Annotated in this window: 22 protein-coding genes; 17 read left to right on the forward strand and 5 right to left on the reverse strand. The window is 62.9% G+C overall.

The window, feature by feature from the left end; translation table 11 throughout:
* Positions 1-128 precede the first annotated feature (128 nt).
* The 3 genes from NKH38_RS11885 to NKH38_RS11895 all read right to left on the reverse strand — a co-directional run bounded on the left by NKH38_RS11885 (position 129) and on the right by NKH38_RS11895 (position 2,843).
* A complete protein-coding gene (locus tag NKH38_RS11885) occupies positions 129-1,076 on the reverse strand; it encodes a substrate-binding domain-containing protein (RefSeq protein ID WP_352760295.1) in 948 nt (315 codons plus the stop codon).
* Positions 1,077-1,482: 406 nt separating this feature from the next.
* Positions 1,483-2,490: an aldo/keto reductase gene (locus tag NKH38_RS11890; RefSeq protein WP_023827246.1), complete on the reverse strand. Its 1,008-nt coding sequence runs from the start codon at positions 2,488-2,490 to the stop codon at positions 1,483-1,485.
* Positions 2,487-2,843: a hypothetical protein gene (locus NKH38_RS11895; RefSeq protein ID WP_352760298.1), complete on the reverse strand. Its 357-nt coding sequence runs from the start codon at positions 2,841-2,843 to the stop codon at positions 2,487-2,489. The genes NKH38_RS11890 and NKH38_RS11895 overlap by 4 nt, the downstream gene beginning before the upstream one ends.
* Positions 2,844-2,888: 45 nt before the next feature.
* On the opposite strand from NKH38_RS11895, the gene NKH38_RS11900 reads away from it, so the two are divergent.
* The 17 genes from NKH38_RS11900 to NKH38_RS11980 all read left to right on the forward strand — a co-directional run bounded on the left by NKH38_RS11900 (position 2,889) and on the right by NKH38_RS11980 (position 23,653).
* Positions 2,889-3,113, forward strand: coding sequence for a hypothetical protein (locus NKH38_RS11900; RefSeq protein WP_023689819.1), 225 nt, complete (start codon positions 2,889-2,891; stop codon positions 3,111-3,113).
* Between the two features lie 116 nt (positions 3,114-3,229).
* Positions 3,230-5,722: a DNA ligase D gene (gene ligD / locus NKH38_RS11905; RefSeq protein ID WP_352760302.1), complete on the forward strand. Its 2,493-nt coding sequence runs from the start codon at positions 3,230-3,232 to the stop codon at positions 5,720-5,722.
* Between the two features lie 448 nt (positions 5,723-6,170).
* On the forward strand, positions 6,171-7,076 hold the full coding sequence (gene ku, locus NKH38_RS11910) for a non-homologous end joining protein Ku (RefSeq protein WP_352760305.1): 906 nt from the start codon (positions 6,171-6,173) through the stop codon (positions 7,074-7,076).
* Positions 7,073-8,200 (forward strand): tetratricopeptide repeat protein, encoded by a 1,128-nt coding sequence (locus tag NKH38_RS11915; protein ID WP_352638960.1) that lies wholly within the window; start codon positions 7,073-7,075, stop codon positions 8,198-8,200. Before ku ends, NKH38_RS11915 begins: the two co-directional genes overlap by 4 nt.
* Before the next feature lie 212 nt (positions 8,201-8,412).
* Positions 8,413-9,057, forward strand: coding sequence for an alpha/beta hydrolase family protein (locus NKH38_RS11920; protein ID WP_352710211.1), 645 nt, complete (start codon positions 8,413-8,415; stop codon positions 9,055-9,057).
* A gap of 7 nt (positions 9,058-9,064) precedes the next feature.
* On the forward strand, positions 9,065-9,835 hold the full coding sequence (locus NKH38_RS11925) for an exodeoxyribonuclease III (protein ID WP_352760309.1): 771 nt from the start codon (positions 9,065-9,067) through the stop codon (positions 9,833-9,835).
* Between the two features lie 105 nt (positions 9,836-9,940).
* Positions 9,941-11,512, forward strand: coding sequence for a WD40 repeat domain-containing protein (locus NKH38_RS11930; protein ID WP_352760313.1), 1,572 nt, complete (start codon positions 9,941-9,943; stop codon positions 11,510-11,512).
* 79 nt (positions 11,513-11,591) lie between these two features.
* Positions 11,592-12,974, forward strand: coding sequence for an SEL1-like repeat protein (locus tag NKH38_RS11935; protein ID WP_352760316.1), 1,383 nt, complete (start codon positions 11,592-11,594; stop codon positions 12,972-12,974).
* A gap of 232 nt (positions 12,975-13,206) precedes the next feature.
* Positions 13,207-15,216 carry an amidase gene (locus NKH38_RS11940; protein WP_352760319.1) on the forward strand — a complete coding sequence of 670 codons (2,010 nt, stop codon included), beginning with the start codon at positions 13,207-13,209 and terminating at the stop codon, positions 15,214-15,216.
* Positions 15,217-15,295: 79 nt separating this feature from the next.
* Positions 15,296-15,832 (forward strand): isochorismatase family protein, encoded by a 537-nt coding sequence (locus NKH38_RS11945; protein ID WP_023685909.1) that lies wholly within the window; start codon positions 15,296-15,298, stop codon positions 15,830-15,832.
* A 31-nt stretch (positions 15,833-15,863) separates the two neighbouring features.
* A complete protein-coding gene (locus NKH38_RS11950) occupies positions 15,864-16,328 on the forward strand; it encodes a GFA family protein (protein WP_031204511.1) in 465 nt (154 codons plus the stop codon).
* A 265-nt stretch (positions 16,329-16,593) separates the two neighbouring features.
* Complete coding sequence (locus tag NKH38_RS11955) at positions 16,594-17,607, forward strand: LacI family DNA-binding transcriptional regulator (RefSeq protein ID WP_023743918.1); 1,014 nt, start codon at positions 16,594-16,596, stop codon at positions 17,605-17,607.
* Positions 17,604-19,121, forward strand: coding sequence for a sugar ABC transporter ATP-binding protein (locus NKH38_RS11960; protein ID WP_023730404.1), 1,518 nt, complete (start codon positions 17,604-17,606; stop codon positions 19,119-19,121). Before NKH38_RS11955 ends, NKH38_RS11960 begins: the two co-directional genes overlap by 4 nt.
* On the forward strand, positions 19,121-20,173 hold the full coding sequence (locus tag NKH38_RS11965; RefSeq protein ID WP_023705098.1) for an ABC transporter permease: 1,053 nt from the start codon (positions 19,121-19,123) through the stop codon (positions 20,171-20,173). Before NKH38_RS11960 ends, NKH38_RS11965 begins: the two co-directional genes overlap by 1 nt.
* Positions 20,174-20,293: 120 nt before the next feature.
* Complete coding sequence (locus tag NKH38_RS11970) at positions 20,294-21,277, forward strand: substrate-binding domain-containing protein (protein WP_023689831.1); 984 nt, start codon at positions 20,294-20,296, stop codon at positions 21,275-21,277.
* A gap of 303 nt (positions 21,278-21,580) precedes the next feature.
* The gene (locus tag NKH38_RS11975) at positions 21,581-22,162 is read left to right on the forward strand and encodes a hypothetical protein (protein WP_352760325.1); all 582 of its coding nucleotides are present in this window, start codon (positions 21,581-21,583) and stop codon (positions 22,160-22,162) included.
* 24 nt (positions 22,163-22,186) lie between these two features.
* Positions 22,187-23,653: a hypothetical protein gene (locus tag NKH38_RS11980; RefSeq protein WP_352760328.1), complete on the forward strand. Its 1,467-nt coding sequence runs from the start codon at positions 22,187-22,189 to the stop codon at positions 23,651-23,653.
* 4 nt (positions 23,654-23,657) lie between these two features.
* Here the strand turns inward: NKH38_RS11980 and NKH38_RS11985 are convergent, their stop codons facing one another.
* Entirely contained in the window at positions 23,658-24,344 is a 687-nt protein-coding gene (locus tag NKH38_RS11985; RefSeq protein ID WP_352760330.1) for a DUF7002 family protein, read from the reverse strand.
* Entirely contained in the window at positions 24,341-25,939 is a 1,599-nt protein-coding gene (locus NKH38_RS11990) for an adenylosuccinate synthetase (protein ID WP_352760333.1), read from the reverse strand. The genes NKH38_RS11985 and NKH38_RS11990 overlap by 4 nt, the downstream gene beginning before the upstream one ends.
* Positions 25,940-26,196: the final 257 nt, after the last annotated feature.

Genomic DNA, 26,196 nt, shown 5'->3' on the forward strand with positions numbered 1-26,196 from the left:
ATTTCTATAACGTTGGCGATTGGCGAAAGCAGACGTGACGGCCAATCTCCCCCCAAGTGAGGGCGATGTCCGGCAGGACAGAGGGGGGCGCGACAGAGCGCGACCTCCACCCGTCATGGGCCCTACTTTCACTTCGTCTCGTTCAACCTCTCCGCCTTGTCGAGATTGTCCTTGCCGATGACGATCGGCGTCAACAGCACCAGCTTCTCCTTCGGCTCGGTCTTGTCCCTGGCGAAGGCGACCGCGATCTGCACCGCCTTGCGCGACTGTTCGCCGGGGAACTGCTCGACCGTGCCGGCGAGCTTGCCGTCGCGCACGGCGACCAGCGCTTCCGGCAGCGCGTCGAAGCCGTAGATCTTGACGTCGGTGAAGTTGCGCGCGGCACAGGCTTCGAGCGCGCCGAGCGCCATGTCGTCATTGGCGCAGATGATGGCGTCCGGCTTGCCGTTGGCGGCAAGCCCGGCCTCGGTCACCGCCAGCGCTTCGGCGCGGGCGAAATTAGCGGTCTGCTCGAAGATGATCTGGTACTTGTCCTTGAGCGGATCGAGCACATTGTGGACGCCTTTGTTGCGGTCGATCGCGGGCCCGGCACCCGGCTGGCCCTGCAAATGGAACAGCTTGGCGCCGTTCGGGAACGCCGCCACCATGGCCTGCGCCTCGGCTTCGCCACCCTTGACGTTGTCGGCGCCGACATGGGCGAGAATGCCCTCGACGCCGTCGACGCGGCGGTCGATCGTCACCACCGGAACGCCGGCCTTGACCGCTTCCTCGATCGCCGGCGCCAGCGCGTTGACGTCAAGCGGCGAAATCACGATGGCGTTGACCTTCTGCACGAGTGCGGCCTCGATGTCGGCGGTCTGCTTCGGCGCCGAGTTCTGGCCGTCGCTCTCGGTCAGGTTGACGCCTTGCGCCTGCGCCTCCGCCTTGATCTCGTTCAGCATGTGCACAAAGAACGGAAAGCCGAGATTGGGCACCGAGCCCAATATGGTCAGTTTGTCGGCGGCAAAGGCCATGGGCGCGGCCAGCGCCATGGCGCCGGTCGCCACGGTCGACAACAGGAATTCGCGTCTGTTCATCAGATATCCTCCACATGAACGCAGGAGCCCGAAACCGGGAGCGGCTCGGGACGGTCCTTGCGTCAATTCAAAAATGGAGTGTCCTGTGAACGCCCCGAGGGGACGCGAGGCGCTCCAGCCGGTCCGCCGCAACGTTCTCCTCCGCACGGCGCCGACCCGAGGATGCTAGCCAAGGAAAATCGATTACGCAAGGTGAGGCGAGGGGCTGAAACTGCTAATCTCCCCCCTTGTGGGGGAGATGTCCGGCAGGACAGAGGGGGGCGCTGTCCCGCCGACATTGGCCAATTTCACTTACATCTTTGAGCTAACCTCTACGCAGAATACTTGATGCGGGCGATCCTTCGCGCCCCCTCTGCCTTGCCAGGCATCTCCCCCACGAGGGGGGAGATTGGCAGCTTAGACGCCTCTACCTGTCGATCGTCGTCATCACCCGCTCATTGTAGCGCGGCCCTGAGACCTTGCCCGGCGCAAGGGCTGCATCGAGCGCAGCTATCTCGGCCGCGTCGAGCGTGATCGCGGCCGCAGCAACATTTTCTTCGAGATACTTGCGCCGCTTTGTCCCCGGGATCGGCACGATGTCAATGCCGAAACCGTCGCCCTTGCCGAGCACCCAGGCCAGCGCGATCTGTGCGGGCTTTGCCCCTTTGGCCGCGGCCACCTCCTGCACCGCAGCCGCAGCCGCGATATTAGCGTCGTAGTTGGCGCCCTGGTAGCGGGGGTCGCCGCGGCGGAAATCGCCTTCCGGATAATCCTCGGCGCGCTTGACGTCGCCGGCGAGGAAACCGCGGCCGAGCGGCGCGAACGGCACCAGGCCGATGCCGAGCTTTTTGAGCAGCGGGATGATCTCCGGCTCCAGATTGCGCTCCCAAAGCGAATACTCGCTCTGCAGCGCCGAGACAGGGTGCACGGCATGCGCACGGCCGATATTCGCCGCGCCCGCTTCCGACAGGCCGAAGAAGCGCACCTTGCCATCGGCAACCAGCCGGCCGACCGTGCCGGCGACGTCTTCCATCGGCACCGCCGGATCGACGCGATGCTGGTAGTAAAGGTCGATATGGTCGGTGCCGAGCCGCTTCAGCGAGCCCTCCAGCGCCTCGCGGATATGGTCGGGCCGGCTGTCACGCTCCGTGCCGACCTGTCTGCCGTTTTCGATGCGGAAGCCGAATTTGGTGGCAAGGGTCACCTCATCGCGCCGGCCCTTCAGCGCCCGCCCGAGCAGTTCTTCATTGGCATAGGCGCCGTAGACTTCCGCCGTGTCGAGGAAGGTACAGCCGAGTTCGATGGCTCGGTGCAGGGTGGCGATCGATTCCGCCTCGTCGGCAGGGCCGTAGGACTGGCTCATGCCCATGCAGCCGAGGCCGATCACCGAGACCTGCAGCCCCTGGCTGCCGAGTTTGCGGGTGCTGAGGGTCATTGCCGTTCTCCTTGGGGCTGAGGAAAACTATAGCGGCCGCTCCTCCAGTTTCCATAGCTGTTCGGCGGAAGAACAGCGCTTCCCATGACAAAACCCAGCCGCAAGCGCCTTTGCCGGCGGCCATTGGGGGCCATGGGATACCAATGAAGAAGATCTACGAGGAGCCGACGCTGAACCGGCGTCAGCAGCTCTCGCGCGTCACCGCGCTCATAATTCCTTCGGACCACTAACCGAATATTGTCGTCGCCATTGCAAAGTCCGCTGCCGAGGCGCAGCGGTTTTTTGCTGCCGTCGGATCGTAGCGCTGCCAGAAGCAGGCGGTCAAAATTGACAGAGCGGCCGATCTCCAGCATCCTTATGCCGCCGCCATGTCTTGCGGTCTTGTGTATGAGTGAGCCATGGCCAGTTCCGTCACCAGCCAGAATTCCAAGCGCGCCGCGGTGCGCAAGGCGCTCGACCGCCACAAGGTCTACGTCACCGCGCAAAGCTTTTCCGGCGGCGTCTACTCGGCCCGCGTGCTGGTCGACGGCGAGGCCTACTGGGTCGACGAATTCCGGCTGAGCCAGCTGCAGCAGGGGCTGTCGCCGGCCGAGCTTGAGTTGATGCCGGCTGCTGACGATTGAGCGTGATCTTCGTTCCTTCGCACCGTGCTGGGAAATCTGAAATGTTGGCGGGACAGCACTGTGCAGGAACGCTGCGCAGGGAAGGTTCGTCCGCCGCCGCCGCTCCCGCCTGACCCATGCCAACCCCGCCAACACTCAAGGCCTATCGCGCCAAGCGCGAATTTTCGAAGACGCCGGAACCGGCGGGCGGGCTCATTTCAGGCGACGGCAACCGTTTCGTCGTCCACAAGCATCACGCCACCGCCGACCATTACGATTTGCGCCTGCAGGTCGGCGGCGTGCTGAAAAGCTGGGCGGTGCCGCGCGGGCCCTCGCTCAACCCGGCCGACAAGCGGCTTGCAGTCGAGACCGAGGACCATCCGCTCGAATATATCGACTTCGAGGGCGTCATTCCCGAAGGCGAATATGGCGGCGGGCCGATGATCGTCTGGGACACCGGCACCTGGGCGCCGATGGACGATGTCGACAAGAGCCTGCGCACCGGCGCCTTCAAGTTCCGGCTGGCCGGCGACAAGTTGAATGGCGGCTGGATGCTGACCCGTCTGAGGCCCAAGCCCGGCGAAGACAGCGAGAAGAAAAACTGGCTGCTGTTCAAGGAGCGCGACCTCGCTTCCGTTGCCAGCCTCGATATCCTGGAAGCGCGGCCTGAAAGCGTGAAGTCCGGCAAGAGGATCGAGGAGCTGGTGGCGCCGCCGAAGAAGCCGGCCCGCCTGGCGCCCAAACCAGGCGCGCTGAAACCCGGCGCGCTGCCCGGCGCTGTCAGGGGCGATCCGCCCTCGCGCATCGAGCCGCAACTCGCCACGCAGGTGCCGAAGCCACCGGGTGGGCCAGTGGAAGACACAGGTGAACTCTGGTTGCACGAAATAAAATTCGACGGCTACCGTACCATGGCGCATATCGCCGATGGCGAGGTCAGGCTGATCACCCGCGGCGGCATCGACTGGACGAGGCGTTACGGCGACCTGCCGCAGGCATTCGCCCGGCTGCCCCTCAGCCAGGCGATCATCGACGGCGAGATCATGGTGCTGGACGAGAAGGGCATCTCGCGTTTCGCGCTGCTGCAGGATGCGCTGTCGGCGGGTGCGGGAAGCAAGCTCCATTTCTATGCCTTCGACCTGCTGCATCTCGACGGCTGGGACCTCCGCAAGGCGCCGCTCGCAAAGCGCAAGGCCCTGCTCGCCGAACTGCTAGCCGGGCAGGGCGCCAACTCCGCCATCCAGCTGAGCGACCATGTCGAAGGCGACGGGCAGGGGCTTTATGATCAGGCCTCGATCCTTGGACTGGAAGGCGTCGTCTCCAAGCGCGCCAACGCCATCTACCAGAGCGGCCGCACGAAGAGCTGGACCAAGGTCAAGGCGCTGGAGACCGGCGATTTCGTCATCGCCGGCTACACCGTCTCCGACGCCGCCGAAGGACTGGCCGCACTCGGCATGGCGGAATTCGCGGATGGCGAACTGCACTATCGCGGCAAGGTTGGCACCGGCTTCGATGCCGCGACGGCCGGCGACTTGCTGGCCCGACTGCAGCCGCTGCGCGACGGCGCGACAGCACCCGAGGGTGTGCCGCGCGAGATCATGCGCGAGATGAAATGGGTGCGGCCGATGCTGTCGGCCCGCATCCATTACGCCAACCGCACGGCGGACAATTCGCTGCGCCACGGTGTATTTCGCGGCCTCAGGGATGTCGGCCTGTCGACGCCGGTGTCGCCGAAGCGCAAGCGGCTGATCGCCGAAGCCGATCTCGCCACCATCTGGGTGACCAATCCGGAGCGGCGGCTGTTCGGCAAGACCGGACCGACCAAACTCGACATCGCCGTCTATTACGCGCTGGTCGGCGATTTCATGCTGCGGCATATCATGGGCCGCCCGGTGTCGCTGGTGCGCTGCCCGACGGGCCTGCCGAAGGACTGTTTCTTCCAGCGCCACGCCTTCACCGGCATGCCGCCGTCGGTGGTCACTTTTGATGCCACCAACTCCGAAGGTGAAACCAAATCCTATCTGTCGGTCGAGGGAGCAAAAGGCTATCTGGCACTCGCGCAGTTCGGCGTCGTTGAGTTCCACACCTGGGGCACGCATCGCTTGAGCCTCGACAAGCCCGACCAGATCGTTTTCGATCTCGATCCGGGTGAGGGCATCGCCTGGCGCGAGGTGGTCGAGGCCGCCGTCCACATCAAGGGCGAATTGGAGCGGTTCGGCCTGGTGCCGTTCGCCAAGACATCCGGCGGCAGCGGCATCCACATAACCGTGCCGGTGACGCAAAAGCAGAACTGGAAGAAGCTGCACCAGGCTACCAGCGCCATCTCCACGCATCTGGCGGCCACGGCGCCTGACACTTTCACCACCACAATGGGCAAGGAAAACCGGAAGCGCCGCATCTTCATCGACTATCACCGCAACGCCCGCGGCCACACCTCCGCGGCGCCTTATTCGCTGCGCGCCCGCACCAACCTGCCGGCGTCGACGCCGGTGAGCTGGAGCGACCTTGAGACGATCGATGTGCCGCAGGATCTGAACTATTCCTCGCTGCCGGGGTTGTTGGCGACCTCGGGCGACCCCTGGGCGGACATGGAGGATTTCGCGAGGGATTTGCCGGTGTTTTCGGGGAAGTAGAGCGGGAGGTGTTGGCGATCCGGCACACCCCCCTCTGTCCTGCCGGACATCTCCCCCGCAAGGGGGGAGATCGGATGTCGCCTCTGCTTTCGCCAATCGCAAACCTTGCAAGAGGAGCGATAAGGTTGAAGCTGCCAATCTCCCCACTTGCGGGGGAGATGTCCGGCAGGACAGAGGGAGGTGCTGTCCCTTCGGCATGACTTACTTCCCCAAGTCCATCGACCATGCGGACAATTTGAATTATCCTCCGTCGGTGCCCTCCAGCTCACCTGGAAGGTTTCGTCAGGAATTTGCCGGTATGTTTGGGGCCGGTGTAGGATTTGCGCAGTGCCAATCGTCCTCGGAACGAAGCGCTGCAGTAAGCATGATCCCGAAACGTGGGAACCGGTTTTCGGTTAAGATCATGCTCAGTCTGAAATGTCAGTGCGTGGCCGCGTAGGAGAGTATCATGGCGCCCAGGGCAAGTTGGAAAGGTTACCTCAAGCTCAGCCTCGTCAGCTGTCCGGTCCGGCTCTATCCGGCAACGACGACCAGCGAGCGCATATCGTTCAACCAATTGCACAAGAAGACCCACAACCGCATCAACATGAAGCCGGTCGACCCTGAACTCGGCCTCGTCGAGCGCGCGGACTTGGTCAAGGGTTACGAATACGAGGACAAGCAGTACATCATCATCGATGAGGCCGACCTCGAAGCAGTGCGCATCGAATCCAATCACACGATGAACATCGAGGCCTTCGTCGACGAAGACGAGGTCGACGTCATTTATCAGGATGCGCCGTACTACATGGCGCCGGATGGCGCCATGGCGGAGGAAACCTTCGCCGTGCTGCGCGAGGCAATGCGCAAATCCGGCAAGCTGGCCATTGCCCGCCTTGTCCTGTCCAGCCGCGAGCGCGTGGTGACGATCGGCGCGCGCGAGAACGGCATGTTCGTGTGTACGTTGAGGAACCCGAACGAAGTGCGCGGCACGGCTGAATATTTCGGCAACATCCCGGTTGGCAAGCCGGATCCCGAAATGCTGCAATTGGCCGAAGCGCTGATCAAGCAGAAGGAAACCACCTTCGATCCGAAGAATTATGAGGACCGCTACGAGATCGCGCTGATGACGATGATCCGCGAGAAACTGAAGGGCCATAAGCCGATCATTGCGGCGGCGCCCGAGCGTGGCAATGTCATCAACCTCATGGACGCGTTGAAGGCGAGCCTGTCGCAATCTGCCAAGCCGCCGGCCAAGTCGAAGAGCAAGGCCGACGACGCTGAAAAACCTGCCGCCAAGGCTAAGGCGGGTGCGGCCAAGGAAAACCCGTTGAAGGCCAATCTGCTCAAGGCCGTCGGCAAGAGCAAGGGGTGACGGCGCCGACCGGTATAATCCCGGGCGCCGTCTTCGGCGCCATCGGCGCGCTGGCGGCATTTCCGCTGCGGCTCGCGGCCCGTGAGGTGGAGCGTCAGCACGGCCAGTTGCGGCGCGGCGTCACCAGGCGCACCAGCCATGTTGTGTTCGGCCGAACGCTGATCGCCAAGGCCGGCACGGCGAAGGGCGGCGATGCCGAGATCGAGCGCCGGGTTGCAGCCGAGGGCTCCGCTGGCCGAACACTCCTTAGCGAAAATGGCTTCCTGCGCCTGCTTGGTCTGATGAAGGCGCCGGAGGCGTCTTCGCTGTCCAGGCAGTCTCTCGTCGACCAGTCCAGACTGTCCGGTGCCGACCTCGACCTGCTCAGCCTGTTCGACGCCTTCGAGCACGATTGTGAACCCTACTCGTTCCGCGATCTGATCCTTGCCCGCAAATATGCCGGGCTGGTCGCCGGCGGTGCATCCTGGGGCGCGATCGCGCGCTCCGTGCATCGCTCCGGTCCGGTCGCTTCGCTCACCGCCAAATCGCTCAATGTCGGCTCGCAGCATGGCCGGCCCGATCAGATCTATCTCGAGGATGGCCAGAGCGAACTCGACGGTCAGCTGCTGTTCGATCTCGGCAGCGCAAGCGCAGCCGGCGACGACACGCTGGAAGAATTGTTCGCCGAGGCTGAAAGCGCGGAAGAGGAGGGCCGGCACGACGATGCCGCGGCGCTCTACCAACGCTGCCTCAGCATCGATCCGAGCGACGCCATCGCCGCGTTCAACCGCGCCAATTGCTTGCGTGGCGCCGGTCGCGTGGCCGACGCGGCGCACGACTATGCAAGAGCGATCAAGCTCGATCCGGCGTTCGTCGAGGCCTGGTTCAACCTCGCCGGGCTGATGAGCGACGAAGGCAAGATCGCCTCGGCGCGCCGGCATCTGCAAAAAGCGATCACGCTCGACAGGACTTATGCCGATCCAGTGTTCAACCTCGCCCGACTGGAATTCGACGCCGGCAATCTGGCTGAAGCCCGCCGCCACTGGGTGCGCTATCTCGAACTCGACGCGGATAGCGAATGGGCCCGCATGGCGCAAAAGGGGATACAGTTCGTCGATTTGCAATTGGCACGGACGGCGGGGTAGGGCGCAATGGCAGCGCTTGAGCGCCCCCCTCTGGCCTGCCGGCCATCTCCCCCTCAAGGGGGGAGATTGGATGTCGCCATCGCTTTCGCCAATCACTATCGTCGCGAGGTCCGTGAGGCGCTGAAACTGCCAATCTCCCCCCTTGAGGGGGAGATGTCCGGCAGGACAGAGGGGGGCGCGAAGGAACTCGGCCTTTACTGGCAGCGCACCCCATGACCGCCTTCCTCTTCGACGGTAACGAAACCGCCGCGGTCACCATCTTGCTAGCCCACGGCGCCGGCGCGTCGATGGATTCGCCTTCGATGACCGCCACCGCCAAGGCGCTGGCCACCGCCGGCTTCCAGGTCGCGCGCTTCGAATTTCACTATATGGCGGCCCGCCGCTATGGCCAGCGCAAGCCGCCACCGCGCGCCGAAACGGTCAACCCGGAATACATCAAGGCCATCGCCGATCTGAGGGCGAGGGGCGTCGCTGGTCCGCTCATCATCGGCGGCAAGTCGATGGGCGGGCGCGTCGCCTCGATGGTCGCCGACGAGATGTTCGCCAAGGGCGAGATTTCGGGCCTCATCTGCCTCGGCTATCCCTTTCATCCGCCGGCCAAGCCCGAGCAACTCAGGACAAAACATCTCGCCGACCTCAAGACGCCGACGCTGATCTTCCAGGGCACCCGCGACGAGTTCGGCACGAAAGAAGAGGTCGCGACCTACGGCCTTTCCAAAGCCATCGAGGTGATCTGGCTGGAGGATGGCGACCACGACCTGAAGCCGCGCAAGAGCGTGTCGGGTTTTTCGACCGCCGATCATTTGAAGACGCTGGCCGGGACGGTGAAGGCGTGGACAGGGCGGATCGTTTCCTGATCGCCAAATGAAAATCGCCACCTTCAATATCAACAACATCAACAGCCGGCTGCAAAACCTGCTGGCGTGGCTGGCGGCAGCCAAGCCCGATGTCGTCTGCCTGCAGGAGCTAAAGGCGCGCGACCTGCAGTTTCCGCGCACGGCACTGGCCGACGCCGGCTATGGCGCGGCGTGGAAGGGCGAGCCGACCTGGAACGGCGTTGCCATACTGGCGCGCGGGTCCGAGCCGGTGCTGACCCGTGACGAACTGCCCGGCGATACCGCCGACAAGCAGAGCCGCTACATCGAGGCGGCGGTGTCGGGCGTCGTCATCGCCTGTCTCTACGCGCCCAACGGTAACCCGCAGCCGGGGCCGAAATTCCAGTACAAGCTGGCCTGGCATGAAAGGCTGGAGGCGCATGCCGCAGAACTGTTCGACTCCGGCCTGCCGGTGGCGCTGGTCGGCGACTACAACATCGTGCCCGAGCCGCGCGACATCTACGCCACCCGCTCCTATGACGACAACGCGCTGGTGCAGCCGGAAAGCCGGGCGTCATTCCAGCGTCTGCTCGAGCAGGGCTGGACCGATGCGCTGCGCAAGAAGCATCCGAAGGAAACGCTCTACACATTCTGGGACTACCGCCGCAACCGCTGGCCGCGCGATGCCGGGCTACGGCTCGACCACATCTTGCTGTCGAAGAAACTGGCGCGCCGCCTCACTGCTGCCGGCATCGACCGTGATGTCAGAGGTGAGGACGGCGCCAGCGACCACGCGCCGGTATGGGTCGAATTGAAGTGAATTTGGCTGCGTGATCGCGCCCACTTTCGTGGGCGCAGTTTTGCGCTATTTGTTTCGCTGCGGCGGCCGCATGATGAGCAAGGTGCGGCACCGGAGGGGAGTCCGATGGACAGGTTGGCCGAAAGGCTGTTTGCGCTTCCGCTGCTGGCGGCCGCTTTGGCTTGTCTGGTGCGGGCGTATCTGCTGCTCGGCGACAGAGATTTCAGCTGGAGCGGGATCGACCACATGCTGCACGGCCCAGCCACGCTGCGACCGGTGGTGTTCCTGACCGTCGGCGGGCTTTGCCTGCTTGGCGCCCTGTTGTTCTGGGCCGGACTGCTGCCGGGTCGGCGAAGCCAGCCTGCTGGAACGCCGCTTTTTGGCCGCGACGCCGAGATGGAATCCAAGGGTCGCCCGGGCTGGCGGCGCGCCTTCCTCATGTTGCCGGTGCTCGCCGTGTTGGCGCTGCTGGCCGACCACTTCCCTTGGGCGCGTGACGCCGGCCCGGGCGCTGAGGTCGTCGCCCCGAGGGAGCCCAAAGCCGAGCCGAAGGGCCAGGATATCGCCGGCGTCCCACCGGACCTGGCGACGCCGGCGGTTCCACCGAGTTCGCCGCCGCTCGCCACGCCTCCCGAGCCAACCCCGCCTGAGCAGGCTGCCAAACCGCCGGAACCGGCGCAGCCTACGCCTCCGGCTGCTCCCCCTCGGCCGCCACAAGTCGCACTCGCTCCGGCGACACCGCCACCGCAAACCGTCGCGCCGTTGCCGCCGCCTCCGCCGGCGCTGCCGACCGAGCCCGACGGCCATCGCGACGCCGTCGTCTGGCTCGCCGTCTCGGCCGATGGCCGCGACATCATGAGCGCCAGCACCGACCATATGATCAAGCTCTGGGACATCGCCGGCAAGCGGCTGATCCGCAACCTTGGTGAACACAAGGACATGGCGCGCACGGCGCTGTTCATGCCCGACGGCGCAACCGCGCTGACCGCCGGCGACGATGGCGAGATCGTGCTGCGAAAGCTTGCCGACAGCGCGGTGCTGCATGTCTTCTCGTCGGGCGCGAATGGCGGCGTGCGCAAGCTGGCGATCAGCCCGGACGGCAAGCGCGCCGTCAGTGGCCACGACACCGGCAACGTCATCGTCTGGGATCTCGTCAACAAATCGGTGCTGCATGTGATGACCGGACATGACTGGCCGATCAGCACGGTCGCAATCTCGCCCGACGGCACGCGCGCGCTCAGCGGCTCCATCGACGGCACGCTGAAATTCTGGGACGTCGAAAGCGGCAAGCAATTGCGAAGCTGGCACGGCCACGAGCAGGGCACTTACGGCGCTGTCTTCACCGCCGACGGCCATCATGTCGTCACCGGCAGCGGCGACTACACGATCAAGCTCTGGGACCTCGACACGTTTAGGGAATTGCGCCGCTTCGAGGGCCACGAAGGCACAGTCTATACGCTGGCGCTGTCGGCCGACGGCAAGCGCCTGGCCTCCGGCTCGCTCGACGGCACGGCGCGGCTGTGGGATCTCGGCACTGGAGACCAGATCGCCATGTTCGACAGCCGCACCGGCCCGATCTACGCCGTTGCCTTCGCCACCGACGGCACACTGGTCACCGGCGGCGACGATCGCACCATCAGGAATTGGCCGGCGGCTGGCGGCGATGGCGAAATCCTGTTCGCCGGCGCACCGCAGTAGCGACATCAAATGCTTGGGTATTCCAGAACAGCCTGGCTTGCGCTATGGATTACTGGTGGCTGCAAATGGATTGGGGCCGGTGAGCAACAACGACTGGGCGCCCAAAGTGGATACACCTGTCTACAGCCCGCCCAAGTCGCGTCGCCGAGGGGTCCTTACCGTCGTTCTGGTGTTGCTGGCGGCTTTTGTGCTGCTCGGTCCTGGCCGAAATTACTATGTGCAGTGGTCAGCCATTAAGAAGATTCAAGCGGCTGTCCTGGCAAAGGATTATCGCGAGCAATTCCATCAGATCTCCGTGCTGGCCGACATGGGGAATGCTGACGCACAGTACAATCTGGGATTATTGTACTGGCGTGGCCAGGGTATTGCCCAAAATGACAGGCAGGCGACCTACTGGTGGGGCAAAGCAGCCGAGCAAGGAAATTCAGATGCGGCATCCTTGCTCGCCCAGGCCTATTCCCATGGCCGAGGTGTCGAAAGAAACGACCAACTGGCGTTAAAATTTGCCACACAGTCGGCCGACAAGAGCAACGCGAATGGTTACTATGCCATCGGCACCCTGTACGCGCAGGGCCAAGGTGTTCCGCAAAGCTATGAGCAAGCTCTCTCCTGGTGGCGCAAGGCAGCCGATGGCGGCAGTACCGAAGCTGCCTACTGCATCGGTCGGTCCTATTATCTCGGTGAAGGCGTTGAGAAGGACGATCAGCTCGCCGTGACGTGGGTGCGAAAGGCGGTCGACAAGGGTGAGCCGAATGCCCAGTCTCTGTTGGGCACGCTGTATTCGCTTGGCCACGGCGTCGGTCAGGATGACCGCCTGGCCTTCGAATGGTGGATGAAGGCCGCGGTCGCCGGTGTGCCGGAAGCGCAATACTCCTTAGCAAACGCGTATGAATTGGGAAAAGGCATCGGCAAGGACGACGCCCAGTCGTTCGCCTGGTTGGTCAAGGCGGCGGAACAGGACAATGTCCGGGCGCAGTCTGCGCTGGCCTATGCCTATGCTACGGGCAAGGGCACTGCCAAAAGTGATGCCGAAGCATCATCCTGGTGGCTGAAGGCGGCGAGCCGGGGAGACGCTTATGCGCAGGCGAACCTCGGCCTGGCATATTGGACGGGCGCCGGACTGACTCAGAGCGACGCTGATGCCGTTTCGTGGTGGCTCAAGGCCGCAAAGCAGGGGGACGTTTCGTCTGAACTGTACCTGGCTGTTGCCTATGCCCGCGGCAGAGGGATAGCCAAGGATGAAAAATCCGCCGAATTCTGGTTGCTGGAGGCAGCCAAGGCGGGAAATGTCGAAGCAGAACTCAACCTTGGCAAGCTTTATTACACCGGGATCGGCGGCAAGCCGAACTATCCGGAATCTGCCAAGTGGTTTTCCACATCGGCAAGCCACGGAAATGCCGAGGCCAGGACCTTCCTCGAAATGATGAAGGAAAAAGGCCAGTTCGACAGCAAGACGCTGTGAGCTCAGGGTCAGGCAACGCCGATGACGTCGGTGAGGTCGTGTCATATAATGGACATCGGCAGCGGATACCAAAACTGTCTTTCATCAGTCAATTTCGGAGGCCACTTATGCCTGCCGGCCATCTCCCCACTTGGGGGAGATCAGCAGCGTCGCCGTCACGCCTTTCGTTTGCGGCGTGACACTCGCATCGCACGATGCGAAGACTCATTTGCCGCTGCATCTCGAGAATCCCATGCCCAACCTCCAGCTCGTCGAAGCCACGATCGCCGACCTGCGCCGGGCGCTGGAGGCCGGCACCGTCACCAGCGTCGAGCTGGTGGGCGCTTATCTCAGGCGCATCGCGCATTACGACCGCCATGGCATCGCGCTCAATGCCGTGCCGGTGCTTAACCCGGCAATGTTCGAGGAGGCGGCGGCGTCCGACCTGCGGCGGCGCAATGGTGCCACCCTCGGGCCGCTCGACGGCATCCCCTACACCGCCAAGGACAGCTATAAGGTGAAAGGCCTGACGGTGGCCGCCGGCTCGCCCGCCTTCGAGCATCTCGTCGCCAACGAGGACGCTTTCACCATTGCCAGGCTGAGGGCCGGTGGTGCTGTGCTGATCGGGCTGACCAACATGCCGCCTATGGCCAATGGCGGCATGCAGCGTGGCGTCTATGGCCGCGCCGAGAGCCCCTACAATGCCGACTATTTGACCGCCGCCTTCGCTTCCGGCTCGTCCAACGGCTCGGGCACGGCCACCGCCGCCAGCTTCGCCGCCTTCGGGCTGGGCGAGGAGACATGGTCTTCCGGCCGCGCGCCGGCGTCCAACAATGCACTTGTCGCCTACACGCCGTCGCGCGGCGTCATTTCGGTCAGGGGCAACTGGCCGCTGGTGCCGACCATGGATGTGGTGGTGCCGCACACGCGCGGCATTGCCGACATGCTGGAGTTGCTGGATGTGATCGTCGCCGACGATGCGGAGACGCGCGGCGATTTCTGGCGTGTGCAGCCTTGGGTGTCGATCGCGAAAAGCGCTGCTCTCAGGCCGCCAAGCTACACTGCGCTCCAACTGCAAGGCTCATTACAAGGCAAACGCCTCGGCGTGCCGAAAATGTATATTGGCCGCGACGGCGGCGCGCCCAAACCCATCGAGACCCGCGCCTCGGTGCTCGACCTCTGGCGGCAGGCGGCGCGTGACCTGGAAAAGCTCGGCGCGGAGGTGGTCGAGGTCGATTTCCCCGTCGTCTCGAACTATGAGCGCGACCGTCCGGGCACAAAAACCATGGTCGAACGCGGGCTGGTGCCGGAAGCCTTTGCAGAGCGCGAAATCTGGGATCTCTGCATCTGGGGCTGGGACGATTTCCTGCGCGCAAATGCCGATCCGGTGGTCCCCGACCTGGCTGCGGTCGACGGCCCAAAGATTTTCCCGCAGCCGCCGGGCGCGCTGCCGGACCGCTATGGCGATGACGGTTTCGATCTGGCGGACTATGTCACACGCGCCAAACAGGGCGTGACGCCATTGCTGGATATTCCAACGCTGGCGGAAGGTCTGAAGGGATTGGAGGCGACGCGGCGCATCGACTTCGAGGACTGGCTGGACGCGAACCGGCTCGACGCCGTCGTGCTGCCGGCGGTCGCCGATGTCGGCCCGGCCGATGCCGACGTCAACGAGACCTCTGCAGCAATCGCCTGGCGCAACGGCACCTGGGTTGCCAACGGCAATCTGGTGTGGCGTCATCTCGGCATTCCGACCGTCACCGTGCCTATGGGAACGATGGCCGATATCGGCATGCCGGTCGGGCTGACCTTTGCGGGCAAGGCCTATGATGATGCGGAGTTGCTGCGGCTCGCCGGCGATTACGAGCGCGCCACCCAACGCCGCACCAGCCCGCCGCGCACGCCGGAATTGCCGGACGATGTGTTTGCGGGGCGGCCTGGTGGATTGCGGGCCAGCGATGCGCCGGCGCCGAGGCTTACGCTTGTTGCCGAGACGACGCGGCGAGGAGACCAGGCCGAGATCGCCGTGACGGTTGAACTCGATGCGGAGACCGCTGGCGTCAAGGTTCACGTCAATGGCGAACCGGTCGCTCTGCGGCGCAGCGGCACAAGCTTTCACGGTCGCATCCTGGTGCCCGCCGGCGAGCACGAAAGAATGCACAGTGTGTGGCGAGGCGCTTACGGCTCGATCGTTACGGCCGTCATACGGCTGGAGGATGGACGCACGGCTGGTGCTTACGTGGTCGCGGGTGGAATCGGGTGAGGTACATGTAATCTCCCCAAGGGGGAGATCAGCAGCTTCGCCGTCTTGACCCTCCCATCGCCCGCGTTATCTTCTCGCCATGCCAAACCTCGCTCCCCTCATCGTCATCGATCTCCAGACCAACATGTTCGACGGGCGCGTCGAGCCGCCGATCCATGATGCGCCGGGCATAGCCGAGCGTACCCGCTCATTGATCGACTGGGCACGGCGCAGCGGGCGAAAAATCGCGTTCGTGCGGCATGACGGGCCGGCCGGCGATCCGCTGGCGCCGGGCGAGCCGGGTTGGCCGGTATGGCCGGAACTCGGCCAGGCCAAGGACGAGCCGACATTCTCCAAGACCGTCCGCAACGCATTCTCGAATGCCGAGCTTGGCGCCTGGGTGGCCGGGCAGGGGGCCGGCGAAGTCGTGCTCGCCGGAGCGCAAACCGATTTCTGCATCGCCGGCACCGTCAAGGGCGCCCTGGCCGAGGGCCTCGGCGTCACTGTCGTTTCCGATGCGCACTCGACTCTGGACACTGAAGGCGAAACCGCGACCGAGATCATCGCCCGGTACAATGCTGATTTCACCGATGCCGGCGTCACGCTGGTGACGACGAAGGCGCTGACCGGCGACTGAAGCACCGCGCTTCGAAGAGTGGGAGACTGCCGTGCCAACCCTGAAATTGCCGGCCGAAGGCGGATGCCGCTGCGGACGCGTGCGGCTCAAGATTTCCGCAAAGCCGCTTTTGACCATGGCTTGTCATTGCACCGGCTGCCAGACCATGTCGGCCAGCGCCTATTCGCTAAGCGCCGCCATTCGCTCCGACGGCTTCGAGATCACGCTAGGCGAGCCGGTGATCGGCGGGCTGCACGGCGCCTCGAAACATTTCTTCTGCCCACATTGCATGAGCTGGATGTTCACGCGCCCCGAAGGGCTCGACTGGTTCGTCAATCTGCGTCCGACCATGCTCGACGAGCCCGGCTGGTTCACGCCGTTCATCGAGACATGGACCAGAGAGAAGCTGCCCTGGGCGACGACGCCTGCGGTGCACAGTTATGAGGCGCTGCCGGCCTTTGAGGAATATGAGGGGCTGGTGGCGGAGTTTGCTGAAACCGCGAGTCTCCCCACTTGAGGGGGAGATGGCGGCAGGCCAGAGGGGGTCGGTGCGACTGGGCTCGACGTCCTTGCTGCAGATGGAAGGTTGGCGCTTCACGCGCGGCGACCCCCTCTGTCGCCTTCGGCGACATCTCCCCCTCGAGGGGGGAGATAAGCCCCGCTAAAAATTTGCATCGAATCGATTGCGCAAACGTTTCGATCACCCTAAGCTCCCCTGAAATCCGCCATCAGAGCGGACGGGAAACGCATAAGGGAGGAGCGCTTGCAGGCGCTGATATGTCTTGCCGACAATGGCTGAAGTGGCGCGGCGCGCCGGCGTGTCGGTGTCGACCGTCTCGCATGTCGTCAACAACACGCGCTTCGTTTCGCTGGAAAAGGCGAGGCTGATCAACGACGCCATTGCCGCCATGGGCTACCAGCCCAACGAGCTGGCGCGCTCGCTGAAGGCCTCGACCACCAACAGCGTCGGCCTGGCGATCTCGGCGATCTCCAACCCTTATTTCACCGACATCATCTGCGCGGTCGAGGCCGAATGCGCACGGCTTGGGCTGATGGTGTTTCTGTCGGATACCCAGGAGGATCCCGACCGCGAACTGCAGGTGGTGCGCGCTTTTCATCAGCGCCGCGTCGACGGCGTCATCCTGGCCCCGTCGGGCTCGCCGCAGCGCGCCATCGATTACCTCGCCGACAAGAAGATGCCATGCGTTCTGATCGACCGTTTCGCCGACGAGCGCTTCGATCAGATCGGCGTCGAGAACGAAACGTCGATGCGCGCGCTGATCGACCATGTCGCCTCCTTCGGCCACAAGCGCATCGGCTATATCGCCGGACAGCCGGGCCTGACGACGACGCGCGAGCGCATCGAGGCGTTCCAGGCTTCGCTCGCCGCCAATGGACTTGAAAGCGTGCCACACTATCTCTCGGCCGAGAATGTCGACACGGCGGCGGCGACCGCATCCACCCACGCCATCCTGTCGCTGCCGTCGCCACCAACCGCATTGGTCACCGGCAACAACATGACGACGATCGGAGCCGTCCGCGCCATCCGCGAAAAAGGCCTCACCATTCCGGGCGATCTGTCGCTGGCCGGCTTCGACGATTTCGAATGGGCCGATTGTTTCGAACCGCGCCTGACGCTGGTCGCGCAGCCCTGCACCGAGATAGGCAGGCAGGCCGCGGCCCTGCTCAGCGCCCGCATCGCGGCGACCGGTTCCGCGCCGCGTTCGGTGCGGCTGCAGGCGACGCTGCGGGCGCGCGCCTCCTGCGGGAGGCCGACCCACACGAGGCTAACATGAGCGCGCCGCTGCTGGTGATGACCGGCGCCGTCAAACGCTTCGGCGGCGTGCAGGCGCTGCGCGGTGTCGACTTCGACCTCAAGGCGGGCGAGATCCACGCGCTGCTCGGCGAGAACGGCGCCGGCAAGTCGACGCTGATGAACCTGTTGTCGGGCGTCTACACGCCGGACGAAGGCACGATCGAGATCGACGGCAAACCCGTGCGTTTCAACAACCCGCGTGAGGCGCAAGCGGCCGGCATCGCCACCATCTTCCAGGAGCTCGACCTGGTGCCGTCGCTGGATGTCGCCGCCAATCTGTTCCTCGGCCGCGAACTGATGCGTCCGGGCGGCTTCCTCGACGTGCCGGCAATGCGCCGCGAGGCCAAGAAGCGGCTGGAAGCCATCGAGATCGCCATCGATCCGGCCGCCATGGTGGCGGATCTGTCGATCGGCCAGCGCCAGGTGGTGGCGATCGTCAAGGCGCTGTCTTACGCCTCCCGCGTGCTGATCATGGACGAGCCGACGGCCGCACTCACCGTCGGCGAAGTCGAGCGGCTGTTCGATATCATGCGCAAGCTCGCCGCCACCGGCGTCGGCATCGTCTACATCTCGCACCGGCTGGAGGAAGTGCCCGGCATTGCCGACCGGGTGACGGTAATGCGCGACGGCCGTGTCGCCGGCATCACCGAGCCGCACGCGCCGCAGGCCGAGCTGGTCAGGCTGCTGGTCGGACGTCCGCTGGACGAACTCTATCCGCAACGCGCCAAGGCCGCGGGCAAGCCGCTGCTCAGCCTGAGGAACGCCAGCTTCAAACTCGCCCGCGACAGCGCCGGCTGGCAGGCGCCGCAAGGCGTTTCGCTCGATGTCCATGAAGGCGAGATCGTCGGTCTTGCCGGCATCATGGGGGCAGGGCGCACCGAACTCTTGTCCGCGCTCTACGGCACCGGCCTGTCCGGCCGCTGGGAGGGCGAGGTCGCCATATCGGGCAAGCCGGTAAAACTGGATTCGATCAGCGCTGCCCGCCACGCCGGCATCGCCTTCGTCACCGACGACCGCAGGGGCTCGGGCCTGATGCTGCGCATGGCCGTCGGCCTCAACCTGGTGATGTCGGTCATATCCAGGATCTCGCCGAACTGGCTGGTCTCGCCGCGCCGCCAGGCCGAGGCGGTGAAGGAATCCTTCGGTCAGTTCGATATCCGGCCGAAGAACCCCGATATCGCCGTCGGCGCGCTGTCGGGGGGCAACCAGCAGAAGGTGGTGCTGGCCAAGGAGATCCTCGGCAATCCGCGCCTGTTGCTGCTCGACGAGCCGACGCGCGGCGTCGATGTCGGCGCCAAGGGCGAGATCTACCAGCGGCTCAGGGCACTCGCCGCGCAGGGGCTGGGCATTCTGGTGGCGTCCAGCGAGATGCCGGAGCTGATCGGTCTGTGCGACCGCATCGTGGTGCTGCGCCAGGGGCGCAATGTGGCGGAATTCATGGGCGGCGTCGACGAGCACACGGTGCTGGCCGCGGCTAACGGCAGGGAGGCCTGATGTCTCAGGACAACAATCCAGTGGCAGCGAGCCCGGTGATGGCGGCGCCTCAAAAGCATCGCGACCCGCTGGCGCTCATCGTGCGCTTCCAGAGCCTGATCGGCCTGGTGCTGGTGGCGATCGGCGGCATCATCTTCTCGCCGCGCCGCCATGGCGAAATCCTGTTCCTCAACCCCGACAACATCGCCAACATCGTGCGCGCCGTGTCGGAGACCGGCATCATCGCCATCGGCATGACCTTCGTCATCATCACCGCCGGCATCGACCTGTCGGTCGGCGCGGTGCTTGGCCTGTCCAGCGTCGTCACCGCATCGATGATGATCTCCGGCGGCTTCGGCCTGATCCCCACCATCCTCGCCGTGCTCGCTTTGGGCATCGTTTTCGGCGCCATCCAGGGCACCATCTCGACGCGCTTCCGACTGGAGCCCTTCATCGTTACGCTGGCCGGCCTGCAGGCCGCGCGCGGGCTGGCGCTGGTCGTCTCCGGCAACCAGTACATCAACATTTCCTATGGCGAAGGGCCGGGCCTGGCGCCGCCGGTGTTCGCCGTGTTGGGCGAGCGGCTGTTCAACAACACCGTGCCGGTGGCGACGCTTGTGTTCGTCGTCTTTGCCGCGATCGCCACCATCGTCCTCAACACCACGCGCTTTGGCCGCTATGTCTTTGCCGTCGGCGGCAATGAGCGCGCCGCGCGCATATCCGGCGTGCCGGTGTCGATGGTGAAGATCTCGGTCTATGCCATCACCGGCTTTGCCGCCGCCCTTGCCGGCATCGTCCATGCCGGCCAGTTCAATTTCGGCAGCGCCAATGACGGCATGGGCTATGAGCTGACGGCCATCGCCGCCGTGGTCATCGGCGGCACCAGCCTGTTCGGCGGCGCCGGCTCGATGGTCGGCACCGTTGCCGGCACCATCATGCTGGGCGCGCTAGCCAACATCCTGCAGCTCAACAACATCACGCCCGCCATGCAGCTGCTCGCGACCGCCGCGATCATCGTCCTGGCGGCAGTGCTTCAGTCCCTCGTTCGCCGCCGCGAGGGGTTGGGTCGTTAGTGCATGTCGCGCAAAAGGTTTTGCGATGACGACATGCACAAACAAACAAGGAGGAGACGGCAACACGTGAACGTCAAACCAAGGTCTGGCCCCCCGGCCGGACGAGGAGGAGAGTGAGTTATGAAAACGACACTAAGAGGATCGACCCTCAAGGCCGTGCTGCTGGCCGGCGCTGGCCTGTGCATTGCCGGCTCCGCTTACGCCGCCGAGCCGCTGGTGAAAGCCTGCGCCAAGGACGGCCAGTTCGTCATCGGCTTTTCGCAGGCCAACAATGCCGAGCCCTACCGCCAGCACGTCAATGACGAGCTGGAGGCGGCCGCCAAGGAAGTGCCTGGTTTCACGCTGCAGATCGCCGACGGCGCCGGCAACGTCAACACGCAGACCTCGCAGGTCGACAATTTCATCACCCAGAAGGTCGACATCCTGCTGATCTCGCCCTTCGAGGCGGCGCCGCTGACTCCGGCGGTGAAGCGCGCCATGGATGCCGGCATCCCGGTCATCGAGCTTGACCGCAAGACGGTGGGCGACCCCGGCAAGGACTACACCGCCTTCATCGGCGGCGACAATTTCAAGATCGCCGAGGAAGCCGGCAAATACACCGCCAAGACGCTGCTGCCCGATGGCGGCGAGGCGGCGGTGCTGCAAGGCCTGCCGAGCTCGACGCCGGCCGTCGAGCGCCTCAACGGCTTCAAGGAAGGCGTGAAAGGCAACCCGAAGGTCCAGATCGTCGCCGAGCAGGCCGCCGACTGGGTGCCGGACAAAGCGCAGGTCGCCTTCGCCGCCATGCTGCAGGCGCACCCCGACATCAAGGTGCTCTACGCCTCCAACGACATGATGGCCGCCGGCGCGCTGCTCGCCGCCAAGGGCGCGGGCAAGGACGTCAAGATCATCGGCACCGACGGCCTGCCGGGCCCGGCAGGCGGCATCGAGGCGGTGGCCAAGGGCGACTGGGTTGCAACCTTCACCTACCCGACGGGCGCCAAGGAAGCGATCGAGATGTCGAAGAAGATCCTGCTGGATTGCGCGACCGAGGTGGACAAGACGGTGACGGTGGAGACCACCGCGATCACGGCCGAGAATGCCAAGCAGCTGATGGGGAAGTGAGGGGGCGGAGGCCGCTACTGAGTTGATGCGCAAGGCCCCGGGAGGGGCCTTGTTTTGCCCTTAAGGTCGATTGTCCTGTGGGAGGTTGCCTTCGATACCGAGCTGCCGAAGGCGCTGGGTGCGGATTTTAACAGCATTGATCCCCAACCAGAAGCGTGCGAAGCAACTCCAGGTTGATTACTTCGCTTGAGGACTCCTTCAGCGCAGGCAATCTGTGTACGACGGGTGGAGAACCAATTTCACGCCTTGCGCAAAGGCCGCTGTTCGATGTTTGGATATCAGCAGCTATCCGGAGGTAATACGATGATCGCTGTAAATTTTGCCGTTGGCCCGAGGATGATGCTTCAAAGTGGTGCATGGTTTGATTTTCTGGATCCGGCCAACAGCGCTTTTTCTATCGAAGACATCGCTTATGGGCTTTCACACATTTGCCGTTACGCGGGTCAGTGCTCAGCATTTTATTCGGTTGCCGAGCACAGCTTGTTGGTAAGCGAAGTGGCTCGCGGCCACGAGTATAGCGCGCTCATGCACGACGCTGCAGAAGCTTTTATCGGGGATGTGACAAGGCCTCTCAAACAGCTTCTGCCGGATTTCAAGCGAATTGAGGCGCTGGTAGAGGCAGCGATATTTGAGCGTTTTGACGTGACGACGCCTTTGCCAAAAGAGATCAAGCGAGCCGATCTTTGCGTGCTGGCAGCCGAGCAAGCGCAGATCATGCCGCCTGAGACATCATTGTGGGCTCGTGAAGAAGGGATCGTTCCCGCTTCCGTAACGGTTAGACATTTGTCACCTCGAACGGCGCGAGTAGCATTTCTAAAGCGCTTTGAGGAACTGCGCCCCCGATCCGGAAATGGTGCTGGCACACGATCATCGCGGGTTGCTTAAGTGCCGGTTCTTCGATCGATTGACGTGGTGGAACTTGACGGCACCGCTGTTGAGCCGAAAGCTAATGAGATGCAACCTGCCCCCCCAGTCACCCTCGGGTCAACCGCAATATTAAGCGCAGGTCGAAACAATAACCCGATCCGAAAAGATCGTTCGTTAGACCGGTTAGCGGAGACGGGCAACGTAGCTCAATTTGTCAGCTTCTCGCCCGAAAACGGAAGAGCACGGCAGGAATTCAGCAGGGTAGCAGGACACGCCCCGAACGATCCGTTTCTCTCTGCGAGGATGGCGCTTGAGACCTTACTTCGGCTAAGCCCCGATGGGTCGATTAATCTCCGCAGTTTTAGCCCCGACGATCCGCGTAGTCGCGAATTCATCTATGGCATTAAGAATGTCGAAGACGCCGTCTCTGCGCTCGATCGGCTGCTCGGCAGCGAGCTGTTCGTCATCGCCAATGAGACGGTAGATGTACGCGACGGCGGCGTTTCTGGCGTCTCCCAAGGAGGTGTCATTGAGTTCGCGCCTGATGATACGCCGCGCTGCGTTGAAAAGGACGGTGTCGCTTCGTTGCCGATTACGTGGGGCATGTCGATTCTTGAGACTGTATATGGCTTCAGGCCCGACCTTGGCCCAACTGAAGGAGTCCGGCTCGAGTTTAGCGTTCACCCCAAGCCTCGCGGATGGCGTCAGACACATACGCTACTTTGGGAGCACGAAGCTACCGGACCCGAAAGCCACCGTCCGGGATTGACCTGGCCTAATAATTTCAGTCGGCATATCGGCGATAAGGCATTTGGCTTGCTTATGTCGCAAGCTGTTGGCCTGCCCACGCCCAAAACCACTGTTATCCCGAGACGCGTTTCGCCTTTCACATTTGGCTCTTCGACTGGCAGCAAAGAAGTCTGGACACGAACTTGCCCTCGCGAACCAGAGCCAGGGCTCTATACGACAGTTAAGGGATGGACTGATCCGTTCTCACTCCTTGCGCGTGAGGACCCCAGCGGGGGGGCGATTTCATCGGTGCTTTGTCAGGCTGCTGTGCCTGCCAAATTTTCAGGGGCAGCGATCGTGGCAATAGACGGCGCTCTTATTATCGAGGGACGGCAAGGCGAGGGCGATCTCCTTATGCTCGGCGTAAGCCCCCCGGAACTGCTGCCCGGCACAATCATCGCGGACGTTCGCGCTGCGCATCATAGTCTTGATTCCGTTCTTGGGCCGGTGCGTTTCGAGTGGGTCCACGACGGCGACAGGGTTTGGATTGTCCAACTCCATCTAGGGGCGACCCACAGTACGCCGAAAATCTTGGTGCCGGGTGACGCGGACAGCTGGGTGCGCTTTGAAGTTACCGAAGGGCTCGAAAAGCTGCGGGCTAAGCTTCGCGCTCTGCCCGACACGGCCGGCCTGCACCTGGTAGGCAATGTTGGCCTCACTAGCCACATCGCGGATGTCGTCCGCAAGGCAGGGCGCCCAGCGCGTGTTATCGTGAGCTGATTATCTAGGGTCCTACGTCTCCAATGTCGCCCGGCCGACGCCATATTTCAGCAACGGCTCCGTCCACGATCCGATGAACAGCAAGTACATGGTCTTTGACATCCGGAACGCCTCCGGTCACGACGAGCTCGACGACGGCTTTCCGTTTGTTGCCGCGTTTCAGCCTCCAGTTTTCATAAGGGAAATCCTCGATTGCCAGAAATGACTCCGCTCCCCGCGGAGCCGGGTTCATGATCGTGGATCCGCTGTTAATCGGACAAAGCAAAATGTTCTCTGCGTGCGCTGCGACTACGGTGGCGGTATCAAGGGTCAGGACAATTTGCGGAGAATGCGCGTAAGCCGCGAGCAATGTCTGAAGCCGAGCGCGCGTCAGCCAGAAAAATACCTTCTCGTTCAACGACTGGTACCATTCGATTGGCGTAAGTCCGTCCTGAAGGCACTTTTTAAGGGCCTTGTCCGACATCGGCTTTTGGTCGCGAACGGTCGCCCCTGGTAGCCCGGGCGCGATGATTTTAACCGATTCCGCACGCTTGATACTCTCTAACGCGAGTCGCTTGTCCCCATCGTAGCCGTATAGATCGAGCAACGAAGATGTACTAAGGAGCCCATATTTCTGGATTGCTGGCCAACTTGCGTCCGCCGCCATGTGCCAAAGACGAGGGTGGAGAGCAATGAGCTCGTCGGCGGTCATTTCCAATTCCTCCGATCAATGATTCCTCGCGCTTCGAATCGAGTCGAGATCAGAGATACGGGCGCGTTAGCAACCCGTTCAACGCCCTCTATGAAATCTCGGGTCTCGGTCGTGAGTTGCTGGTAGCTCCTCGCCCGTTGGTTCAGCTCGCTTATGTAGTCAGAAAAAGACAGCGCGATATCCGTTGCGCCATTGATAACTGCGGTGCGACGAACTTGCTCCCAGTCGAACTCGGCGATCCGACGCTTCTTTCCTGACACCGTCCCGACCTCAGTTTTTTGAATTTTTTCGACCGGCAAATCTGAGCGATCTGCGATTATCTGTGCTTCGATTGGTCGAGCCATTTCGCCCGAGGTGCCGCCCACTCTTATCGGATAAGTTCTAGTCACCATGACGATCTTTCGAACGCGGCCGGGCGCGATGCCGGCGTCGGCCAAACATCCTGATGCCGTCGTCTCTCTTGACGTAACGTAAGGGTAATCGGCATGATGCAGGCTGAGATCTGTGCCTTGCGTCCCCTCCAGGCAGATGCGTTTCCCTTTTGCGTAGGCGCGCTCTAGCACCTCGCCGCCATCAACGATAAACGGCTGGAGATCAGAAATGTCTCTTGCCAGGCGCACTTTTGCACCGAGATGAATTTCCTTGTCGCGTCCAAGAATCTTGCGCGCCGTAGCAACGCCGACACCCTTTTTAGTGGAGCCGATTGCATCCATCGAGCGCTCTTCGTACTCGATATCACTTGGCTCTATGATCACCGCTCGTCCGTCGATAGATAGCCGATCTGGGTTAAGCTTGAGATCCTTGATTTCCTTGAAGATCACTGGAAGGGAAATTGTGGCGCCCGCGCCGATTAAGATACCGGCGTTCGGGTTAGATTGGGTGCCTGAAGGCAGCTGAACGTATGTGTATTCAGGGTGCCTCACCTTGTGTCCGGCGTTCGGACCGCCGACACGAATGAGCAAATCGTAGTCGCGCGCGAGATAGGCACACATATGCCCCTTGCCTTCACTGCCGTATTGGCCGCCGACAACCACGTCCACGAGCCGCTCCGGCTGGAGGGGATAGAGACCTAATCCGGCCACGGCCTGCGCAACAGCTGAAGCTGGTTCGCAGCGGGATGTATCTACTGCGCGATCTACCACGCCTTTGAGAAGGCGAATGCGCGCTTCGGTCGGGCTCGCTTTGAGCTCTCCGTATGTAGCAAATTCCGCGATCTTTTTTTTGCGGTTGGCATAGCGATCTTCCAAAATCTCGTCGCTCGCGTCGAGAAAAACGTGCCAAACGCGGAATCGATCGCCGAAGGCCTGCCTAATGTGATCAATCTGTTTCTTGATGCGAATCGCATCGATGATGACAACACTTGGCCCATCATCCGAAAGATGAGCCGCGAGCGCATCGGAGACCCACTTGCCATCCGTTTCTTGATCCAAGCGCTCGCCGGCCGCTTGGAGGTCTTCCCGCTCGCTCTTAGCTCCGGAGGCGATAAGAAGATCGCGTGTCGAGAGACAATCGGCCGCGAAGCGCTTCTTGAGGATTTCGCAAAATTTTGACTTCCCGACGCCAACAGGGCCGGACAGTGCCAGCAGCACACGCATATGTTTCCCCCCAGTCCGTGCCGGTTAAACTATTATCGCGCGCCTGAAGGCACGATAATTAACGCAGAAAGTTGGCTACGGATTATCGTTGTTTCCCAATTGAGGAGTTTAAATCCTCGGCCCGGAGAGAACCTGTCACGATGATATTCTACTGTCTAGATACTTTTCACCTTACCTGCTAGCATTTGTCAGTATCGCCGTCCCACCTTCCGTGCGCAGCTCTATTCCTATTGGGGTGGGGTCACCGCAGTGACACT

This window comes from Mesorhizobium sp. M1078 (genome assembly GCF_040318615.1).
In the GTDB taxonomy this organism is placed as follows: Bacteria; Pseudomonadota; Alphaproteobacteria; order Rhizobiales; family Rhizobiaceae; genus Mesorhizobium.

What these genes read in the sequence shown, in the direction of transcription:
- NKH38_RS11960 (WP_023730404.1), top strand. Translation starts at nt 17,604, where the DNA reads ATGAGCGCGCCGCTGCTGGTGATGACCGGCGCCGTCAAACGCTTCGGC.
- NKH38_RS11900 (WP_023689819.1), top strand. Translation starts at nt 2,889, where the DNA reads ATGGCCAGTTCCGTCACCAGCCAGAATTCCAAGCGCGCCGCGGTGCGC.
- NKH38_RS11940 (WP_352760319.1), top strand. Translation starts at nt 13,207, where the DNA reads ATGCCCAACCTCCAGCTCGTCGAAGCCACGATCGCCGACCTGCGCCGG.
- NKH38_RS11885 (WP_352760295.1), bottom strand. Translation starts at nt 1,076, where the DNA reads ATGAACAGACGCGAATTCCTGTTGTCGACCGTGGCGACCGGCGCCATG.
- NKH38_RS11895 (WP_352760298.1), bottom strand. Translation starts at nt 2,843, where the DNA reads ATGCTGGAGATCGGCCGCTCTGTCAATTTTGACCGCCTGCTTCTGGCA.
- NKH38_RS11965 (WP_023705098.1), top strand. Translation starts at nt 19,121, where the DNA reads ATGTCTCAGGACAACAATCCAGTGGCAGCGAGCCCGGTGATGGCGGCG.
- NKH38_RS11975 (WP_352760325.1), top strand. Translation starts at nt 21,581, where the DNA reads ATGATCGCTGTAAATTTTGCCGTTGGCCCGAGGATGATGCTTCAAAGT.
- NKH38_RS11945 (WP_023685909.1), top strand. Translation starts at nt 15,296, where the DNA reads ATGCCAAACCTCGCTCCCCTCATCGTCATCGATCTCCAGACCAACATG.
- NKH38_RS11925 (WP_352760309.1), top strand. Translation starts at nt 9,065, where the DNA reads ATGAAAATCGCCACCTTCAATATCAACAACATCAACAGCCGGCTGCAA.
- NKH38_RS11985 (WP_352760330.1), bottom strand. Translation starts at nt 24,344, where the DNA reads ATGACCGCCGACGAGCTCATTGCTCTCCACCCTCGTCTTTGGCACATG.
- NKH38_RS11890 (WP_023827246.1), bottom strand. Translation starts at nt 2,490, where the DNA reads ATGACCCTCAGCACCCGCAAACTCGGCAGCCAGGGGCTGCAGGTCTCG.
- NKH38_RS11970 (WP_023689831.1), top strand. Translation starts at nt 20,294, where the DNA reads ATGAAAACGACACTAAGAGGATCGACCCTCAAGGCCGTGCTGCTGGCC.
- NKH38_RS11930 (WP_352760313.1), top strand. Translation starts at nt 9,941, where the DNA reads ATGGACAGGTTGGCCGAAAGGCTGTTTGCGCTTCCGCTGCTGGCGGCC.
- ku (WP_352760305.1), top strand. Translation starts at nt 6,171, where the DNA reads ATGGCGCCCAGGGCAAGTTGGAAAGGTTACCTCAAGCTCAGCCTCGTC.
- NKH38_RS11920 (WP_352710211.1), top strand. Translation starts at nt 8,413, where the DNA reads ATGACCGCCTTCCTCTTCGACGGTAACGAAACCGCCGCGGTCACCATC.
- NKH38_RS11990 (WP_352760333.1), bottom strand. Translation starts at nt 25,939, where the DNA reads ATGCGTGTGCTGCTGGCACTGTCCGGCCCTGTTGGCGTCGGGAAGTCA.
- ligD (WP_352760302.1), top strand. Translation starts at nt 3,230, where the DNA reads ATGCCAACCCCGCCAACACTCAAGGCCTATCGCGCCAAGCGCGAATTT.